The 15822-nt window shown below is 30.6% G+C and carries 14 protein-coding genes, 1 tRNA gene and 1 pseudogene; 3 read left to right on the forward strand and 13 right to left on the reverse strand.

Translation table 11 applies throughout. The annotated features are described in order from the left end of the window. Nucleotides 1-50 precede the first annotated feature (50 nt). The 9 genes from C4Q29_RS03955 to C4Q29_RS03995 form a co-directional block, all read right to left on the reverse strand. Nucleotides 51-1454: a hypothetical protein gene (locus C4Q29_RS03955; RefSeq protein WP_159459205.1), complete on the reverse strand. Its 1404-nt coding sequence runs from the start codon at nucleotides 1452-1454 to the stop codon at nucleotides 51-53. A gap of 223 nt (nucleotides 1455-1677) precedes the next feature. Beyond that, entirely contained in the window at nucleotides 1678-2373 is a 696-nt protein-coding gene (locus C4Q29_RS03960; RefSeq protein ID WP_103981517.1) for an ABC transporter ATP-binding protein, read from the reverse strand. A 13-nt stretch (nucleotides 2374-2386) separates the two neighbouring features. Beyond that, nucleotides 2387-3178: a bifunctional hydroxymethylpyrimidine kinase/phosphomethylpyrimidine kinase gene (thiD, locus tag C4Q29_RS03965; RefSeq protein ID WP_103981518.1), complete on the reverse strand. Its 792-nt coding sequence runs from the start codon at nucleotides 3176-3178 to the stop codon at nucleotides 2387-2389. A gap of 10 nt (nucleotides 3179-3188) precedes the next feature. Next, nucleotides 3189-4679: a shikimate kinase gene (locus C4Q29_RS03970; protein WP_103981519.1), complete on the reverse strand. Its 1491-nt coding sequence runs from the start codon at nucleotides 4677-4679 to the stop codon at nucleotides 3189-3191. A 62-nt stretch (nucleotides 4680-4741) separates the two neighbouring features. Then, nucleotides 4742-5260, reverse strand: a complete 519-nt coding sequence (locus C4Q29_RS03975; protein WP_103981520.1) for an adenine phosphoribosyltransferase — start codon at nucleotides 5258-5260, stop codon at nucleotides 4742-4744. A gap of 62 nt (nucleotides 5261-5322) precedes the next feature. Then, nucleotides 5323-6174 (reverse strand): metallophosphoesterase, encoded by an 852-nt coding sequence (locus tag C4Q29_RS03980; RefSeq protein WP_103981521.1) that lies wholly within the window; start codon nucleotides 6172-6174, stop codon nucleotides 5323-5325. A gap of 26 nt (nucleotides 6175-6200) precedes the next feature. Then, nucleotides 6201-6548: a type II toxin-antitoxin system PemK/MazF family toxin gene (locus C4Q29_RS03985; protein WP_103981522.1), complete on the reverse strand. Its 348-nt coding sequence runs from the start codon at nucleotides 6546-6548 to the stop codon at nucleotides 6201-6203. A 3-nt stretch (nucleotides 6549-6551) separates the two neighbouring features. Continuing rightward, nucleotides 6552-7661 carry an alanine racemase gene (alr, locus tag C4Q29_RS03990; RefSeq protein WP_103981523.1) on the reverse strand — a complete coding sequence of 370 codons (1110 nt, stop codon included), beginning with the start codon at nucleotides 7659-7661 and terminating at the stop codon, nucleotides 6552-6554. Next, nucleotides 7651-8880: an NAD(P)H-hydrate dehydratase gene (locus C4Q29_RS03995; RefSeq protein ID WP_103981524.1), complete on the reverse strand. Its 1230-nt coding sequence runs from the start codon at nucleotides 8878-8880 to the stop codon at nucleotides 7651-7653. The genes alr and C4Q29_RS03995 overlap by 11 nt, the downstream gene beginning before the upstream one ends. A gap of 101 nt (nucleotides 8881-8981) precedes the next feature. Here C4Q29_RS03995 and C4Q29_RS04000 point away from each other — a divergent pair, with 101 nt between their 5' ends. Further along, the gene (locus tag C4Q29_RS04000) at nucleotides 8982-9488 is read left to right on the forward strand and encodes a hypothetical protein (RefSeq protein ID WP_103981525.1); all 507 of its coding nucleotides are present in this window, start codon (nucleotides 8982-8984) and stop codon (nucleotides 9486-9488) included. Nucleotides 9489-9531: 43 nt separating this feature from the next. On the opposite strand, the gene mnmA is transcribed toward C4Q29_RS04000, so the two are convergent. Together mnmA and C4Q29_RS04010 are read right to left on the reverse strand one after the other, a co-directional pair. Beyond that, nucleotides 9532-10647, reverse strand: a complete 1116-nt coding sequence (gene mnmA, locus C4Q29_RS04005) for a tRNA 2-thiouridine(34) synthase MnmA (protein WP_103981526.1) — start codon at nucleotides 10645-10647, stop codon at nucleotides 9532-9534. A 3-nt stretch (nucleotides 10648-10650) separates the two neighbouring features. Further along, complete coding sequence (locus C4Q29_RS04010; protein WP_103981527.1) at nucleotides 10651-11736, reverse strand: cysteine desulfurase family protein; 1086 nt, start codon at nucleotides 11734-11736, stop codon at nucleotides 10651-10653. A gap of 186 nt (nucleotides 11737-11922) precedes the next feature. Between C4Q29_RS04010 and C4Q29_RS04015 the strand changes: the two genes are divergently transcribed. Next, nucleotides 11923-11998, forward strand: a tRNA-Thr gene (locus C4Q29_RS04015). A gap of 346 nt (nucleotides 11999-12344) precedes the next feature. Continuing rightward, nucleotides 12345-12434, forward strand: a pseudogene (locus C4Q29_RS06460) (YkvA family protein); the annotation flags it as partial. A 137-nt stretch (nucleotides 12435-12571) separates the two neighbouring features. Here C4Q29_RS06460 and C4Q29_RS04025 read toward each other — a convergent pair. Continuing rightward, the gene (locus C4Q29_RS04025; RefSeq protein WP_103981529.1) at nucleotides 12572-14380 is read right to left on the reverse strand and encodes an ATP-binding protein; all 1809 of its coding nucleotides are present in this window, start codon (nucleotides 14378-14380) and stop codon (nucleotides 12572-12574) included. Beyond that, nucleotides 14377-15477 (reverse strand): metallophosphoesterase family protein, encoded by a 1101-nt coding sequence (locus C4Q29_RS04030; RefSeq protein ID WP_103981530.1) that lies wholly within the window; start codon nucleotides 15475-15477, stop codon nucleotides 14377-14379. Before C4Q29_RS04030 ends, C4Q29_RS04025 begins: the two co-directional genes overlap by 4 nt. Nucleotides 15478-15822: the final 345 nt, after the last annotated feature.

Genomic DNA, 15822 nt, shown 5'->3' on the forward strand with positions numbered 1-15822 from the left:
GGAAAAAGAGATAAAAGTCAATGTTTCTTTGACTCTTACCTCCTATTTCCTTAATCATGAATTTTAAATCTTTTTGGAGCAAATTTATATACTAAAAAACCACCTAAAATTAAATATATTACTACAAATATCAATATATATTTGAAGATTAAATCTTTAGAATCAGATGTTCCAGAAAAATACATTATCATATAAATAACATAGGTTAAACCGGAATATAGTGGATTTTTTACCTTTGCGCTCTCTGTAAATGGTTGAAGTAAATAGTATATATATAGGTAATGCATACTAAAAAATAGCAAACCAGCGAATGATATCAATAAGAGCGAAATTGTATAAGTATATCCAAATGATAATGAAGCACATACTACCAATATCATCCCTAGCATAAATAAATAAGGTGATAAATAATACTTGATTAATTCCACAACCCTTATCTTTATTGATTTTAACACATTTTCAGACGTCCTATAGTAGGCATGTCTCATTAGGTCTTTATCCATATTATAAAAACAATATTTTACAAAAAATTCACCTGTATACATAAAATAAGAAGCAGCAAATATTACATATGGTAGGTAAGATTTTATTTCCTCTATATCTTTAGCATTCTCTGCTAGAGGCAAATCATTATTTTGGCTAATATAGACTGCTCCTATACTTATTCCTGTAAATATAGCAATTTTAATTATATTGCCTATCCTTACCTTCTTCTTCAAAATACTTTTATGCCTATGGAAGAATATTTTATTTATATATTCAATGCCCTTGTAGGAAGAGAAATCTTTTCCATCTACCTTTATTTGTCCATCTTCAACCTGTAGACCCATTGCATCTATTTCAGCTTCTTCAATACTTTTTAAATCTTTGATAACTAAAAAGTTATTAGATATATATCTAATATTGTCGGTTGCCATAAATCTAAATATCAGCATTGCGAAAACCACAATAGCTAAGAAAAGCATTAATGGGTTAAAAAGTACTTGTACATCGATAATTTTTCCCATGCCAATTAAAACTATTAAAGCTATAAGCAAGATAACCATTAGTGGATATACTATATAGTTGTAGACTTTAAATTTGTCCTTTGTTAAGTTTCTCTTCAAAAATATATAGGCGACTATAAACCTCAAGGAATAAGCTATCATAGTAAAGGAAAACACATTTAAATAACTAATATTCACTTGGCCAAAAAATCCACCTGCTATTTTTAATATAATATAGTAAATTAAGCTAAATGAAATTACATTTAATATAGTTTGATAAAAGTATGATGACAAATAATATTTTTTTGGATCTAATTTCATTTGCTTTATAAAAATATAGCTAGTCGTATTGTTAGTATAGAAAAAATCATAATCTCTAAAGGTCCCAATAAGGGTTAAGCCAGCTATATAAAATAAAATCATCTCAGTATTTTTAGGAATGCTTACTTCAAAAAAATCTAAAGTCATAGATAAAACAACAAAATACATTACAAGATAATATATTACTTTATTAAATATGGACCTTAAAAATCCAAATAAAATAGACAAGGGTAAAATTAAGAAGTCTATTTTATGGATCCATTTATTTGAGTTTTTAAATATTTTCCCAATTAAAGGAATCTTTTTCAAAAAATAAAAGAAACCATTGTAGGCTATTAAAAAATTATATTTAACATTTAAGGATACAGCATCAAACATTTTGGTCCCTCAAAGCATTTACTATTCTTTCTTCATAGTTTTCATCCTTTTCTAAGTCTTTCAAGGATGTTAGTAAACCATCATTTAGCAATACAATCTCATCACAAATGTCCTTTGCAAGGTCTAGCATATGGGTTGATAAAATTATTATATGGTCATTTTTTAATGACTTGAAAAACTTTTTAATTTCAGCACCAGCTAAAACGTCCACGGCTGTAAGTGGTTCGTCTAGTAGAATTATTGGTGGTTGTTGGACATATAAGGCTAATAATGAAGTTTTCGACTTCATACCTGATGAGTAATCCTTAATCAACTTGTGTCTATCAATTTCATCAAAATCCATCATATCAAAATATTGGTCAATATATGAAATTTCGTGTGGTTTGGATATATCTATTATAAATTTAATATATTCAAAGCCTGTTAAAAACTCTGGTAGGTATGGTTCAGCAAATATCATACCAATATCTTCTATTTCTGGTATCCTAGTATTTCCTTCGTCTTCATAGGATACTTCACCCTTGTCAGCATTCAACTCCTTATAAATTATATTAAAGAGAGTTGTTTTACCGGCACCATTTCTACCCAATAAACCATATATTTTACCTTTTTCAAAGGTAAAATTAATACCTTTGAGGATTTTTTTGTCATCAAAGGATTTTTCTATATCTCTTAAATGAAGCTTCATTTTTTTTCTCCTGTTAGTATATTCCTTTAATATCAAACATATGGTCTATAGGACCCTTACCACCACCTATTTGCAAGTTGGACTCCAAGGCCTTACTTACAAATCTTTTAGCCATGATGGCTGATTCTTTTAGACTATAACCTTTAGCTAAATTAGATGCTAAGGCAGAGGATAAGGTATCTCCAGTCCCCTTCACATTTTCTGTATCAACTTTTTCACCCTTTAACCAAAGACCCCCTTCTTCTGTATAAAGAAGATCATCTGCATCCCCATCTGATAAGTCAGACTTGGTTAAGACATTTACCTTATATTTTTTGTAAATAATTTCTGCCGCCTTAAGCATGTCTTCCTTATTATTTATTTTCATTCCTGCTAAAATTTCAGTTTCTCCCGCATTTGGAGTTATTACATAGGCAAGAGGGATTAATTCTTCCATCAAGGTTTCAATGGCCTGGTCGTCAATCAATTTTACTGTCTTGTAAGACATCATTACAGGGTCTACTACAAAGTTTTTAAACTTATGTTTTTTTGCTAAATCAGCCACTTTTTTTATGATATCACTAGTCAATAGCATGCCAGTTTTTACAGCATCTGCTTTCACATCTTCATAAATTTTATCTACTTGATTCTCTAAAAAGTCTACTTCTACAGCTTGTCCACCTAAAAACTCTTTAGTATTTTGTACAGTTAACAAGGTTACAGCTGATAAAGCATAAACTTTATGGGCAGTTATAGTCTTTATATCAGCCTGCATACCTGATCCGCCAAATGGATCAACACCAGCAATGGTCAATACAGTTTTCATCATTACTCCTTTAAAATAACTCTTCAAAAATATTAACTATTTCATAAGCTACCCCATTGAAATCACCCTTGTTTTCTACAGTGAAATCAGTAAAGTATTCATAATTATTTTTCCTATTATCCCTCATTTTTACTAGGGTATCCATTCCCCCTTGAGAAAGTGGACGGTTTCTCGTGGACAAGTAGGACAAGTCCCTTTCAACCATAAATATTATAGAATTTCTTTTCAGTGGATAATAATTTTCAATTTTCGATACAGCTCCTCCACTTGTTGATATAACAACACCTTTTAGGTCTCCTAGTTTTTCAACTACTAATTTTTCCTTTTGCCTAAATGACTCTTCATCTTTGTTATTTAAATAATCTTGGGGACTTATTCCATATTCCAAATAAAATTGCCTATCAAGGTCAAAATGCTTCCTATTTAAAAGTTTGCCTAACTTCCTACCAATTGTAGTTTTACCAGCTCCAGGCATACCTACTAATACAATATTTAAATTGTTTCTTATATATTGACTAAGAATATCTTCAAGTTCATAGTCTGAAATTTTCTTTTTAGTCAATATTTCTATACTTTTTTTATCTTGATACAAGTTTTTATATAGGGAATTAAAGGATTTAATATTTTTATCTTTTGCATCAATTGATAATCTAGTATAAAAATTATTGCTAGAAAAATCTAAAACTAATTCTAACTTGTCAAAATTTTTAAGGCTAAAATCCTTATATTTTTGTTTTTCTTCTAGGTCTACAGTATTTATTAGAACTTGATTGTAATAAACTTGGTAGTCTTTAAAATCATCTATGTCTATATGGTCTATCTTTTCTACCCCACACTTATTCAAGGCATAGTCTATTGATTTATTTACATCCTTTTTATACAAAACTGCTACCGTCTTATCTTTAAGGTCTATAGCTTCCTTTTGTAAAAACTTTAATAAGCCAACATACTCAGTATTAAAGCCATAGTTTTTCTTGTTAAATTTTTGAACTAGATTTATTTGACCAATTTCTTTAGTTTGGTCGGTTGAATCTGTAAGATGATCAATAAGCTTATATCCGCAAGAATCCTTTAATATATAACCTTTGAAATTGTCTCTGTTAAGAATGCTAAATAATTCATTGAAATTTTCCACATCAAAATGCTCTATTTTTTGACCAAGTATTTGGTAAAAAATAAATTCTAGAAAATCATCTCTTTTGTCGGATATATAGGCATAGTCAGCCCTATACTTTTTAGACAAGTTCCTATAACTTTTGTTGGACATATTGTCTAAAAGCTTAAAAATCTCTTTGAGTTCATAATCTTCATGGTTTAAGTTGACTTCAGAAAAAGAATTTATTAACTTTTTTTTGTTTTCTAAATTGTTCTTAAAAATATAACTATTATATTCCTTAGATAGGGCTATCCTTTCCTTTATCAATGATAATAGATCACTATCCAAGTCCTTTAGTAAATATTTATAATAATCAATCTTATCTATATTGTTTTTATCTTTCATTTTTAACTACTTTCAAGTATAAAAAAAGTGGTTCATAGTAAGTACAAACCACATTCTTTATATTAATAATCATATTTAACAAGTGAAAAGTTTTTGTAATCCTTGAATAATTCCATACCATGTAACTCTTCAAGCTCTATTAAGAATCCAACAGCTGCTATCTCAGCTCCTGCTTCTTCTAAAAGATCTAGGGCTGCTTTTGCTGTACCACCTGTAGCTAATAAGTCATCAACTAATAGTACCCTATCACCTTTTTTTATAGCATCAGCACTTAATTCAACAGCATTTGTGCCATATTCTAAAGAATATTCTTTTCTTAAAATTTCACCTGGTAACTTTCCTGGTTTTCTTACTGGTATGAAACCTTTACCTAATTTCATAGCCATAGGTGCCGCTAAGATAAAACCTCTAGCTTCTACACCTGCTATATAGTCAAATTCTATATCTTTAACTTCATCTATAATCATATTTATAGCTTCTTGGAAGGCTTCACCATCCCTAGTTAAAGTAGTGATATCTTTAAAACTTATTCCTTTTTTAGGAAAATCTTCTATAACTCTTATTTTTGATTTTAAATCCATACCATCCTCTATTTCTGTTACTACATATTACCTATATATTTTACAATAAATTTTAATATTACTCAAATATCTATGTACAAATTAATCTTACAAATTTCTGGGCTATTGAAAATCCTCTTTGCTATAGGTAAATTATTTCCAAGTCCCCTTGAATTTACCATATAAGTATTATTTTTCTTATATAAGCCCCCGTCAAATTTAGGAAATAATCCATCACCAGGTGCTATCAACCCTCTATTAAAAATTCTAAATTGTCCACCATGGGTGTGGCCGGAAAAAACTAAGTCAGCTCCACACTTACTATATGATTCTAAATAGCTGGGTCTATGAGCTAAAAGTAGGTTTGCCTTATTTGGCACAAGCAGCTTATCCAGTCTAGATTCCACTGTTCCAGTCCCTGCAATATATTTCACTTTTTTATTGTCATAATATTCACTGGGATCTGGCAAGCCTAGTAAGTTAAAATCTTCTAAATCTATATTTTTATCATCTAAGACTATAATCTTGTTTTTCTCCATATAGGAAAGCATATCCTTATAAAAAGGAGAAGCTTTTTCATGGTTGCCGCTTACAAAATATACTTTACCTGGATATTTTTCACTTAAAGTTTCTAGTAAAACCATAGCTCCGTCTATATTTTTTTGTAACCTATCAAGCATATCTCCAGTTAAAAATATGAAATCCGGATTTTCATCAAAAAGCTTTGTTATTCTTTTCTGGTTTTTTCCGAAAAGATGATTATGTAAGTCAGAAATCTGATAAATAGTATATTTTTTAGCTAATTTGCATTTATCATCTATTTTTTTTATTTTTCCATCCTTGATTACAAAATTATAGCTTGTTAACCTTGGAATTTCATTGTCTAGAACAACATAAATTATAAATACTAATAATGCTGCTATTATGTATATCATTTTAACACTCAATTCAAAATATATTTTTAATCAACTTCTAAAGCCATGGACAAGAGTAGAGCCTGGTCTACCTTTCTCATTACTTTAGCATTTAGCCTTCCTACCTTGTCTCTCAATCTTCTTTTATCAATAGTCCTTACTTGTTCAAGCAAGACAACTGAGTTTTTTGGAAGCTTAATGTCTCCGTCTATAGTCACATGGGTAGGCAAATTTGTTTTTCCAGTTTGTGAAGTAATTGCAGCGATAATCACTGTTGGACTATATTTATTTCCAGTATCATTTTGTATGATCACTACAGGTCGTACTCCACCCTGTTCAGAACCTACAACTGGACTCAAGTCCGCATAGATCACATCTCCTCTTTTTATCTTCAAAACTTACTCCTCATTTATATAAAGTCTTTTAACTCTGGCAGATATAGAAGTCATGATTTCGTAAGAAATAGTTTGAGCCCATTGAGCTACTTGGTCAACTCCTATTTCCAAATCTCCAGACTTTCCTATCAAAACTACCTTGTCATGTATTTTTACATCAAGACCTGTCACATCCACCATCATTTGGTCCATAGTAATTCTACCCAATATCTTAGCTTTTTGTCCATTTATCAAAACATATCCTTGCTTAGATATCAACCTATGGTAACCATCGGCATAACCAATAGAAACTGTGGCTACTCTTATATGCTTATCTGCTACAAAGTCTCTGCCATAAGATACTCCCTCGCCTTTTTCAATGTATTTAATATTTGAAACTCTTGATTCAAGCTGGAAGGATTCTTCTATATTCATTTTATATGAATCTTTTATATAGGTAGATGGGTAAACTCCATACATGGAAATACCAGACCTAATTGCATCATATTTACCAGTAAAATCATAGGCTATGGCTGCCGCATCATTTGATATATGTTTTATGACATGGTCAGATATAGGCTTTAACTTTCTCAAAACATCCGCAAATATGGCTTCTTGTTGAATGGTATAGGTCTTATCCTCTTCATCAGCTGTAGATAAGTGGGTAAATATTCCTACTATATCAAGGTTTTCCATCTTAGCAATTTTAATAATTTCTTCTATATGGTCATCGGTATTTTGGAAACCTAACCTATTATGACCCGTTTCTATCTTAATATGCACCTTGATAGGATGCCCCAGCTTATTCAATTCTTCAGCTATTTGGTAATTATATATAGTAAGACTAAGGTCATACTTATATATGTCCGGATAATTTCCCGGACATATATAACCTAATATTAATATTTCTTTGCTTAGACCAGCCTGCCTTAATTCTATAGCCTCATTTATATTGGCCACACAAAATCCATCTACTAAACTTTCAATGTTTCTAGCAATTTCTTTTGCCCCTAAACCATAAGCATCAGCCTTTACTACTGCATAGAATTTTTTATTTGTATATTCTTTTAGTGTTTTTATATTATTTCTTATTTTTTCTAAGTCTACTATTAAAATATTAGCATCAGTCTTCATTTATTTCTCCAAAGGCTTGCGGTAAAAATTCAATTATATCTTTGGCCCTCAAACTAGTTTGACCATACTTATCCGCAGCCATATCTCCCGCTAGTCCATGTATAAATACAGCTAGTTTGAACATGTCAAAATTATCGTGTCTAGCCAATAAGGCAGCAATTATACCAGTTAAAACATCTCCTGAACCAGCTGTTGCCATACCTGGATTTCCTGTTGGGTTCACATAATAATTATCGTCATTAGCAACTATGGAATTATACCCTTTTAAAACAATATTAACATGGTATTTGTCTAAAAAGTATTTTACACTTTCTTCCCTATTATATTCAATCTCATTTAAAGTGAATGATGACAATCTTGAAAACTCCATATTGTGCGGGGTTATGTAGATGTTATCTTTTATAAGATCAGGATTTTTAGCAAGTTGATTGATAGCATCTGCATCAACTAAAATAGGTCCATCAAAATTATTCATAACAATTTCAAGGATTTTCTTAGCATGATCACCGGTCCCTAATCCAGGTCCAATTGCTATCACACTTTTATCTTGGATAAGTTCTAAAAGATCATCTCTTTTGAAATTACCGAAATGCTTGTCCCCATCATCATTCATACTCAAAACTATTTCTTCACAAGTTTTACTTTCTACTAATGGTGAAATAACTTGAGGAACTAAGAGGTAAACCATACCAGCACCTGACCTCAAGGCTGCTTCTCCAGCTAAGATCATAGAACCTGTCATCCCCTTACTTCCACCTATTATCATCACTCTTCCGTAGTCATATTTATTAGAATCATTAGGTCTTTTTAATAATTTACTAGAAAATTCCTTATATTCTTTATGCTCTTTCTTATCAAACACAAGCTTTGCTACAGCTACGGCATAGTTGCCATCATGGCTAATATTTATTTCTATAGCCTTGGCATTTTTGTCTTTAAGCAAGCTTTGTATATCATGGTTAAGCTCATTTACATAAGGCGAACCATCGGCACTATGTAAGATTTCTATACTCTTAAATACGAGTTCTTTTGATATTCCAGTTTTAAATGCCTTAGCCACAGCCTCTTTAGCCGCAAGCATGCCAGCAATTGAATGGGCACTGAATGATTTACTTTCTAAGTATTCAATTTCTACATCTGTAAATATTCTGGTTAAAAACCTATCTCTTTCAGATAATCTTTCTATCCTGGATACTTCAACTATATCAACACCTAGCATAATACCCTCCTTATGTTATATAATTAATTTTATCATAAATATTGCTTTTTTATGAAAATATAGTTAACTTTAATAATATAGAAAACTTTAAGGAGGAATCTATGTCATATTATGGATTTTTTGATGAAATCAACCATATTAAAAAGAATCCTATTGCTTTCAAGTCAATACTGGTAGACCCTAGCAAGTTAAATATAACGTCAAACTTTCCACAAGCAAAAAGACATTGCGCATCTGTGACCTCTGCCAATATTGAAGAGATACTTGATGGGAATGCTTGCTATCCAGACCATTATAAGAAAATTGGTAATGGACCAGTTATTTCCTTTAACAAAAAAACCAAGCAAATAATGAAAAATCTAAATTATGAAAGTAAATTTATAAATAAATTAGATTTTATAAAAAATTCTATAGACCAAGATAAACTTGTAAGTTTGTTACTTATGAGAACCCCACTTGACTGGCATTGGATCTTGTGTATTGGTTATATAGAATATGAAGATAAAAGTATAGTTTTAAGAATCTTTGATAATTGGTCAAATAAAATTAGGTATTACATTCCAAATAAAGGATCTAAAATTATATCAGCCACAGCCTATCACAAATAAAAAGTTAGCCTAGTAATCAATACTAAAGCTAACTTTTTCACTTTTAAACTTTTAATTTTTTATCCCCATTGTAGACTTCATCTATGATAGCTGAACCTATACAAACTTCCCCATCATAAAAGACTGCAGCTTGTCCAGGAGTAACTGATTTAATATGGTCATAGCTGACTTCTACATTTCCATCATCTAAAAACTTCACCTTCACAGGTATATCTTTTTGCCTATATCTAAACTTAGCTAGGGCCTCAAATTCTTTTTTATCAAAGTCTTTTAATGAGCTAGCAAAGTTTGAGGCTATCAACCTATTTGAATATAAAAGCTCATTTGTTGAACCTTGACAAACTAAAAGTTGATTTTTTTCTAAATCCTTACCACATACAAACCAAGCTTCTCCATCACCACCTATACCTAGACCCTTTCTTTGACCAATAGTATGGTACATAAGTCCATGGTGTTTTCCCATTACCTTACCTGTTTCTACATCCACCATTTCTCCTGGTTGTGCAGGTAGGTAATTTGATAGGAATTCATTAAAGTTTCTTTCACCTATAAAGCATATACCTGTAGAATCCTTCTTTTTAGCTGTTGCCAAATTATTTTCTTCTGCAATTTTTCTTACTTCAGATTTTTGTAATTCTCCTACAGGAAACATTACATCCTTTATTTGATCTTGGCTCAATTGGGATAAGAAGTAGGTTTGGTCCTTATTGTTATCAAGACCTCTTAGCATTTCAACAGACCCGTCTTCATTTCTTCTAATCCTTGCATAGTGCCCAGTAGCTAAATAGTCAGCTCCTAAGTCTTTTGCAAAGTCTAAAAAGGCCTTGAACTTGATTTCCTTGTTACACATGATATCAGGATTTGGTGTTCTTCCTTTTTTATATTCATCTAAAAAATATGAGAATACTCTGTCATAATATTCTTCTTCAAAATTTATTGAATAGATTGGTATACCAATTTGTTCTGCAACAGCAGCTGCATCCTTGTAGTCTTCCTCTGCTGTACAAAATCCTTGGTCATCGGTGTCGTCCCAGTTTTTCATAAAAACTCCCACAACATCATAACCTTGGTCTTTTAACAGAAGGGCTGCAACTGATGAATCTACCCCACCTGATAAACCAACTATAACTTTTATATCCTTATTATCTTTTTTCATCATATCCTAATCTTTCTTTTTCTTTTTATACATTTCATTCAGCCAATATATTAATTTGTCAATTTCTTCCTTGGTATTTGTAAAGCCAAAGGAAAATCTTACTGAATGTTTTGCACGTTCTTTGTCGTAAATATTCTCAATTACATACGATGGTTCCAAAGCATTTGCATTGCATGCTGAACCTGCTGAAATATATATACCCTTTAAATCTAAATAAGTTAAAAGCAAATCACTTTTCACAAAGGGGAAGTAAATATTAACTATGTGGTTAACGCTATTTTCAACATCTCCATTGATTTCATGGTCTACATCTTTTAAATTTTCCAAGAAATATTCTTTCAATTCTAAGATTTTTTCTCTTTCTCCCCTTAAAGCATCTAGGCTGTAAGCCATCGATAAGGCTGCAAGAGTATTTGAAGATCCTGCTCTTACACCACTTTCTTGGCCTCCACCATTTATAAGTGGTTTTAATCTTTCTCTAGCATACAAGACTCCAAAACCATTTAGGCCGCCAATCTTGTGACCAGATAAGGCCAAAGAATCTATGCACATATCTTCTACATCTATATCTAAATGCCCCAAGGCTTGGACACCATCTACATGAAACCAAATATCTTTATCTTTTAAATATTGACCTATTTCTTTTACAGGTTGAATAATCCCAGTTTCATTATTTACAAGCATAAGTATGACTAGCTTTGTCTTGTCTGTAATAGCAGCTTTCACTTGGTCTAAACTAACTATTCCTTTTTTATCCGCCTTGACATATTTAACTTCTGATTTAACTGTATTTAAACTTTCCAAAATTGACTTGTGCTCAATATTACTTGATAAAATTTCTATACCCTCATCATCAAAATTCTTTACTATCCAGTTATTTGCTTCTGTAGCTCCTGATGTAAAGTATATCTTGGAAGCATCAGTATTTATTTCCTTTGCCAGCTTAGTCCTAGCCTCATTTAAATAAGATTTAGTTTTCTTACCTGGCGAATGAATAGAAGATGGATTAGCATTATATTCATCTACATTGTCTATTAACTTTTGTAAAATATCTTTTCTTTTTATTGAAGTTGATGCATAATCGAAATACATAAACCCTCTCTTTCAACTAAGTATTATAACAAGTCTGCTGTCTATTTCAACTACCATTATATATTAGAATTAATATAAGTTGAATTATTATTTAAAATAAGATAGAATAAAATATGTTGTGGAATTAATTTTTACAGTTAGCTTCATAACATTTTTATTCCCTCTAGCTAGACTAGTAGGGTTCAAGCTCCCTTGGCACAGTAGGTAGCGCGCATCCATGGTAAGGATGAGGCCGCTGGTTCGATTCCGGCAGGGAGCACCAAACAATGGCTTTAAGCCATTTTTTTTTGCTTATTTTTCCATCTTTAAGGTATATATATTATATAAGAAATGTAGGGGTTACTATGAAAATAAGAAAAATAATTTTTAATACAAAAAAAGCTAAAAGGATATATGAAAACTTCAAACGAGATAGTAAAAAAGTGATAGATGACAAAGACAAAGCTGATGAAAATATTTCTAATGCTTATGATAAGGCAAATCAACTAGTATCAGATAAGTCTACTTTTTCTACTATCTATGAAGATTTTAAGTTACTCCTTGAACTTATCCAGGCTTATATTAAAAGAGAATACACTGTAGTACCAAAGGGATTTATAATATCTGCTATGGCAGCAGTTATATATTTCCTATCTCCTATAGATTTAATTTTTGACTTTATACCTTTTATAGGATACTCGGATGATGTATATATAATTTCTAATGTCATAAAAAAATTACATGAAGAACTACAAAATTTTAAAGCCTGGAAAAATATAATAAATTAATAAACTTAATTTATAAAGCAGCCATATTAGTTAATATGTATGGCTGCTTTATTATAAAAACTTTAAAATCATATATTTATAATATTAACATTTTCAATTATGACTTTATTTGAAAACATCAATACTTGGTTTAATTCTCCCATTGACTTTATAAGAATATTTTTTGTATGATTTTCCCTATTACTATCAAATCTCATAAATATATCATCTAAAAATAAAATCCTATTTTCTTTTTCTTCTATGATTAGACTTATCAAGGCAAGTCTAATAGCCAAATAAAATTGGTCAATAGTTCCTGAGCTTAGATATTGCCAAGATTTTAATTCATTAGTTTCCTTATCTAAAAGTCTAATATTGTAATTTTCATCCACTAGGAGTTTTTCATATTTCCCATCAGTAATTTCTTCTATTTTCTTCGATGCAAGCTGATTAAGATCTTTGGAAAAATCATTTTCTATCTCTTTGAAAGATTTTACCAACATATCCTTTGTCATTATTAAAAGGTTCTTTTCTTTTTCTAATTTTTTTACAAGGTCTTTTTGGTCTTCAATATCTTTTTCTAAACTTGATACGTTTTCCTTTCCCCTATATCTTTCCTTGGCAGTTGATTCTATAGAAATTATATTTTCTTCCATGGTCTTAGATTTAAGAGCAAGACTTGATATCTCCTGGTCTATCTCATTATAAGTTAGGACATTCTTCCTTGATATTTCATAGTCCAATTCAGAAACAGCTTGATTCATATAGTTTAATTCATTTTTTAATAGGTCTATTCTAGCAAATATAGCTTCAGCCCTGTCCTTATCAGCTTCATACCTACCATTTAGTTTTTCAAGGTCTGCTTTTTTATTCTTGTTTTTCAAATTTTGATTATAGATATATAAGATTAAGAAAATAAGAGAAATTCCTATATAAATGAAATTTGAAAACTTACTTAATATAAGGAATATAAGAGCAATTATAAGAGATCCATCCAGCAAGTTAAAATCTGTGATGACATTCTTACTATTCTTCTTTACTATTTCTTCTTCCAAATCTTTATACTTATTACTTTCAAGTCTCTCCTCTTCCAAGGCTAGCTGGTATTCTAGCTTATCAATCTGATTTACAATATAATCTCTATCTCTTTTCTTTTCCTTATGTGACCTTAATTTTTCTAGTTGCTTTTCAATGTTTTCTTTGTCTTGTTTGATTTCATCTATTTGGTCTACTAGGGCGAGCTTGTCCCTTTCATCCTTCTTGGCTTCTTCTAGAAGAAAGTATAGGTCTTCAAGTCTATTTTTAGCCTCTTCAAGGATACCCTTGTCACCTCTTAAGCTAGTATAAGTTTGAATTTTTTTATTTAAGCTATCAATAGCATTTTTATAGGACACATCCTCATCACCACTTGTAACAAGGTTTATTAACTTTTCAGTTATTTCATCCCTTTTACCAGAATTGCTGATAGCAACCTCTTCTGATGATATATGCAAGGTCTTTTGGAAGGCCTCTCTTGATAAAGAAAAGAAATGCACTCCTGGATATTTTGGATCCTCAAGGTAAATTTCTTCACCAGTAGTATTGTTATAGACTTTAACTATATCTGTAGTATCTGTAGATTTAAAAATTCTCTCCACTCTGTAGTCTATATTATCTTTAGTAATCACTATATAGCCTTGCATTTGCTGGCCATTCCAGGGATCATATTTTTTTCTTAAGTTTTCTAAAATATTTTTCTTCCTGCCAGATCCTGATCCATAAAATACCATCAATATAAAGTCCATGATGGTTGTCTTTCCAGACTCATTATCTCCAACTATATTATTTATTCCACTATTAAAATTAAGTTTAAAATCCTGGAACTTACCAAAATTTTTAATATATATTTCTTTAATCATAGCAAGCCCTCAAAAGTTTTCATTCCCAGGTCTAAAATGTCATTTTTGTCTTCATTGGAAATATCAAGATTTAACACATTATCAACAAAAATACCTTTTAAGTTTTTTTCATGTCTTAGACTCTCATAATCAATTTTAATTTTAGTTTCATCATAAAACTCTAGGTAATTTATATGGCCAAGATTTTCTTTTACTAAATCTAAATTTATATGAAAGTCACTTTTAATTGCTCCCTGCAGGAAAATCCTATATGAATTTTTAGAATAAGAATCAGAAAATTTTTCTTTCAAGCTCTTATCAATAAATTCTACTAATTCACTATTGTCTTCTATTTTGCTAATGTCCAGAGTAAAATCATAAAAAGAACCATTGTTTACACTATAAAAATGCAGGTTGTTTTTATGCTTGGAAATATCACCCAAATAAATACCCTTTTCCCCAGTTTCATTAAAAGACCTGCCAACGGGATTTCCTGAATAGGAATAATAAGTATCCCCCAACTTTTCGATAGGACTTCTCTTATGAATATGTCCTAGGGCGATATAGTCTAGCCCAGAATTCTCAATATCTTCTTTGAAAATAGGGTGGAAACTATTCATAGTTTGGTCCATTTGACCATGGAAGACTCCCAGGTTAATAAAGGATTGGTCAACTTGTGAACTATCAAAATTACCAAGTATTCTTTCATGTATGTGAGAATGATTAAAGGCAAAGCCATAAACTCTGGTATTTAAGCCAGTAAATTCAATAAATTCTATTTCCTCTTTTAAAAATATATGTACATTAGAAGGCCATTGTCCATGGTAGGCAGATTCTATACTTACATAGTCATGGTTTCCGGGACTGATAACAATCTGACCTGGAAATTTAGCAAAAACTTCCTTGATATTTGATAAAAGGCCAAAATCTGTAGAGGATGATTCATAAAAATCCCCAGCAATCAAAACCAAGTCGACTTTAGAAAGTTCTAACATTTTAAAAATCTCAACTAAAGATAAAAAAATCTTTTTATTAATTTCTTTATTAATTTCATTATTTCCACTTAGCTTAGAATCCAAGTGAAAATCAGCCATGTGGCATACTCTTACTTTATCCATATTTACCTCAGTAAAATTATAGCATATATAGAACGTTTGTTCTATGGTGGGAATAGAATTTGTGTGGGAAAAATTTGTAGGATTTAGAGAAGGTGGATTTTGGTGGAAAGGAATTTGATTGTTTGGGAGTGTAGGAATTTAGGATTGGTTAGATGTTTGGAAGATAATGTGTTTTGATAAAAATTTTCTGGGTTCGATATACCTTTTGGAAATTTTTGACGATAAGTCTATGGATTTAATAGACCTTTCGGTATTTTTTGATGATAGGTAGATACGGATACACTATTAATCAGCCTATATATTATTCCAAAAAAATAACCCCTAAAAATAGGAGTAAAAAAAACT

It is taken from the genome of Helcococcus massiliensis (assembly GCF_900258485.1).
GTDB lineage: Bacteria > Bacillota > Clostridia > Tissierellales > Peptoniphilaceae > Helcococcus > Helcococcus massiliensis.

Coding starts and splice junctions, on each gene's coding strand:
- C4Q29_RS03955 (WP_159459205.1), bottom strand. CDS start 1,454: ATGACTTTAGATTTTTTTGAAGTAAGCATTCCTAAAAATACTGAGATG.
- C4Q29_RS03960 (WP_103981517.1), bottom strand. CDS start 2,373: ATGAAGCTTCATTTAAGAGATATAGAAAAATCCTTTGATGACAAAAAA.
- thiD (WP_103981518.1), bottom strand. CDS start 3,178: ATGAAAACTGTATTGACCATTGCTGGTGTTGATCCATTTGGCGGATCA.
- C4Q29_RS03970 (WP_103981519.1), bottom strand. CDS start 4,679: ATGAAAGATAAAAACAATATAGATAAGATTGATTATTATAAATATTTA.
- C4Q29_RS03975 (WP_103981520.1), bottom strand. CDS start 5,260: ATGGATTTAAAATCAAAAATAAGAGTTATAGAAGATTTTCCTAAAAAA.
- C4Q29_RS03980 (WP_103981521.1), bottom strand. CDS start 6,174: ATGATATACATAATAGCAGCATTATTAGTATTTATAATTTATGTTGTT.
- alr (WP_103981523.1), bottom strand. CDS start 7,661: ATGAAGACTGATGCTAATATTTTAATAGTAGACTTAGAAAAAATAAGA.
- C4Q29_RS03995 (WP_103981524.1), bottom strand. CDS start 8,880: ATGCTAGGTGTTGATATAGTTGAAGTATCCAGGATAGAAAGATTATCT.
- C4Q29_RS04000 (WP_103981525.1), top strand. CDS start 8,982: ATGTCATATTATGGATTTTTTGATGAAATCAACCATATTAAAAAGAAT.
- mnmA (WP_103981526.1), bottom strand. CDS start 10,647: ATGATGAAAAAAGATAATAAGGATATAAAAGTTATAGTTGGTTTATCA.
- C4Q29_RS04010 (WP_103981527.1), bottom strand. CDS start 11,736: ATGTATTTCGATTATGCATCAACTTCAATAAAAAGAAAAGATATTTTA.
- C4Q29_RS04025 (WP_103981529.1), bottom strand. CDS start 14,380: ATGATTAAAGAAATATATATTAAAAATTTTGGTAAGTTCCAGGATTTT.
- C4Q29_RS04030 (WP_103981530.1), bottom strand. CDS start 15,477: ATGGATAAAGTAAGAGTATGCCACATGGCTGATTTTCACTTGGATTCT.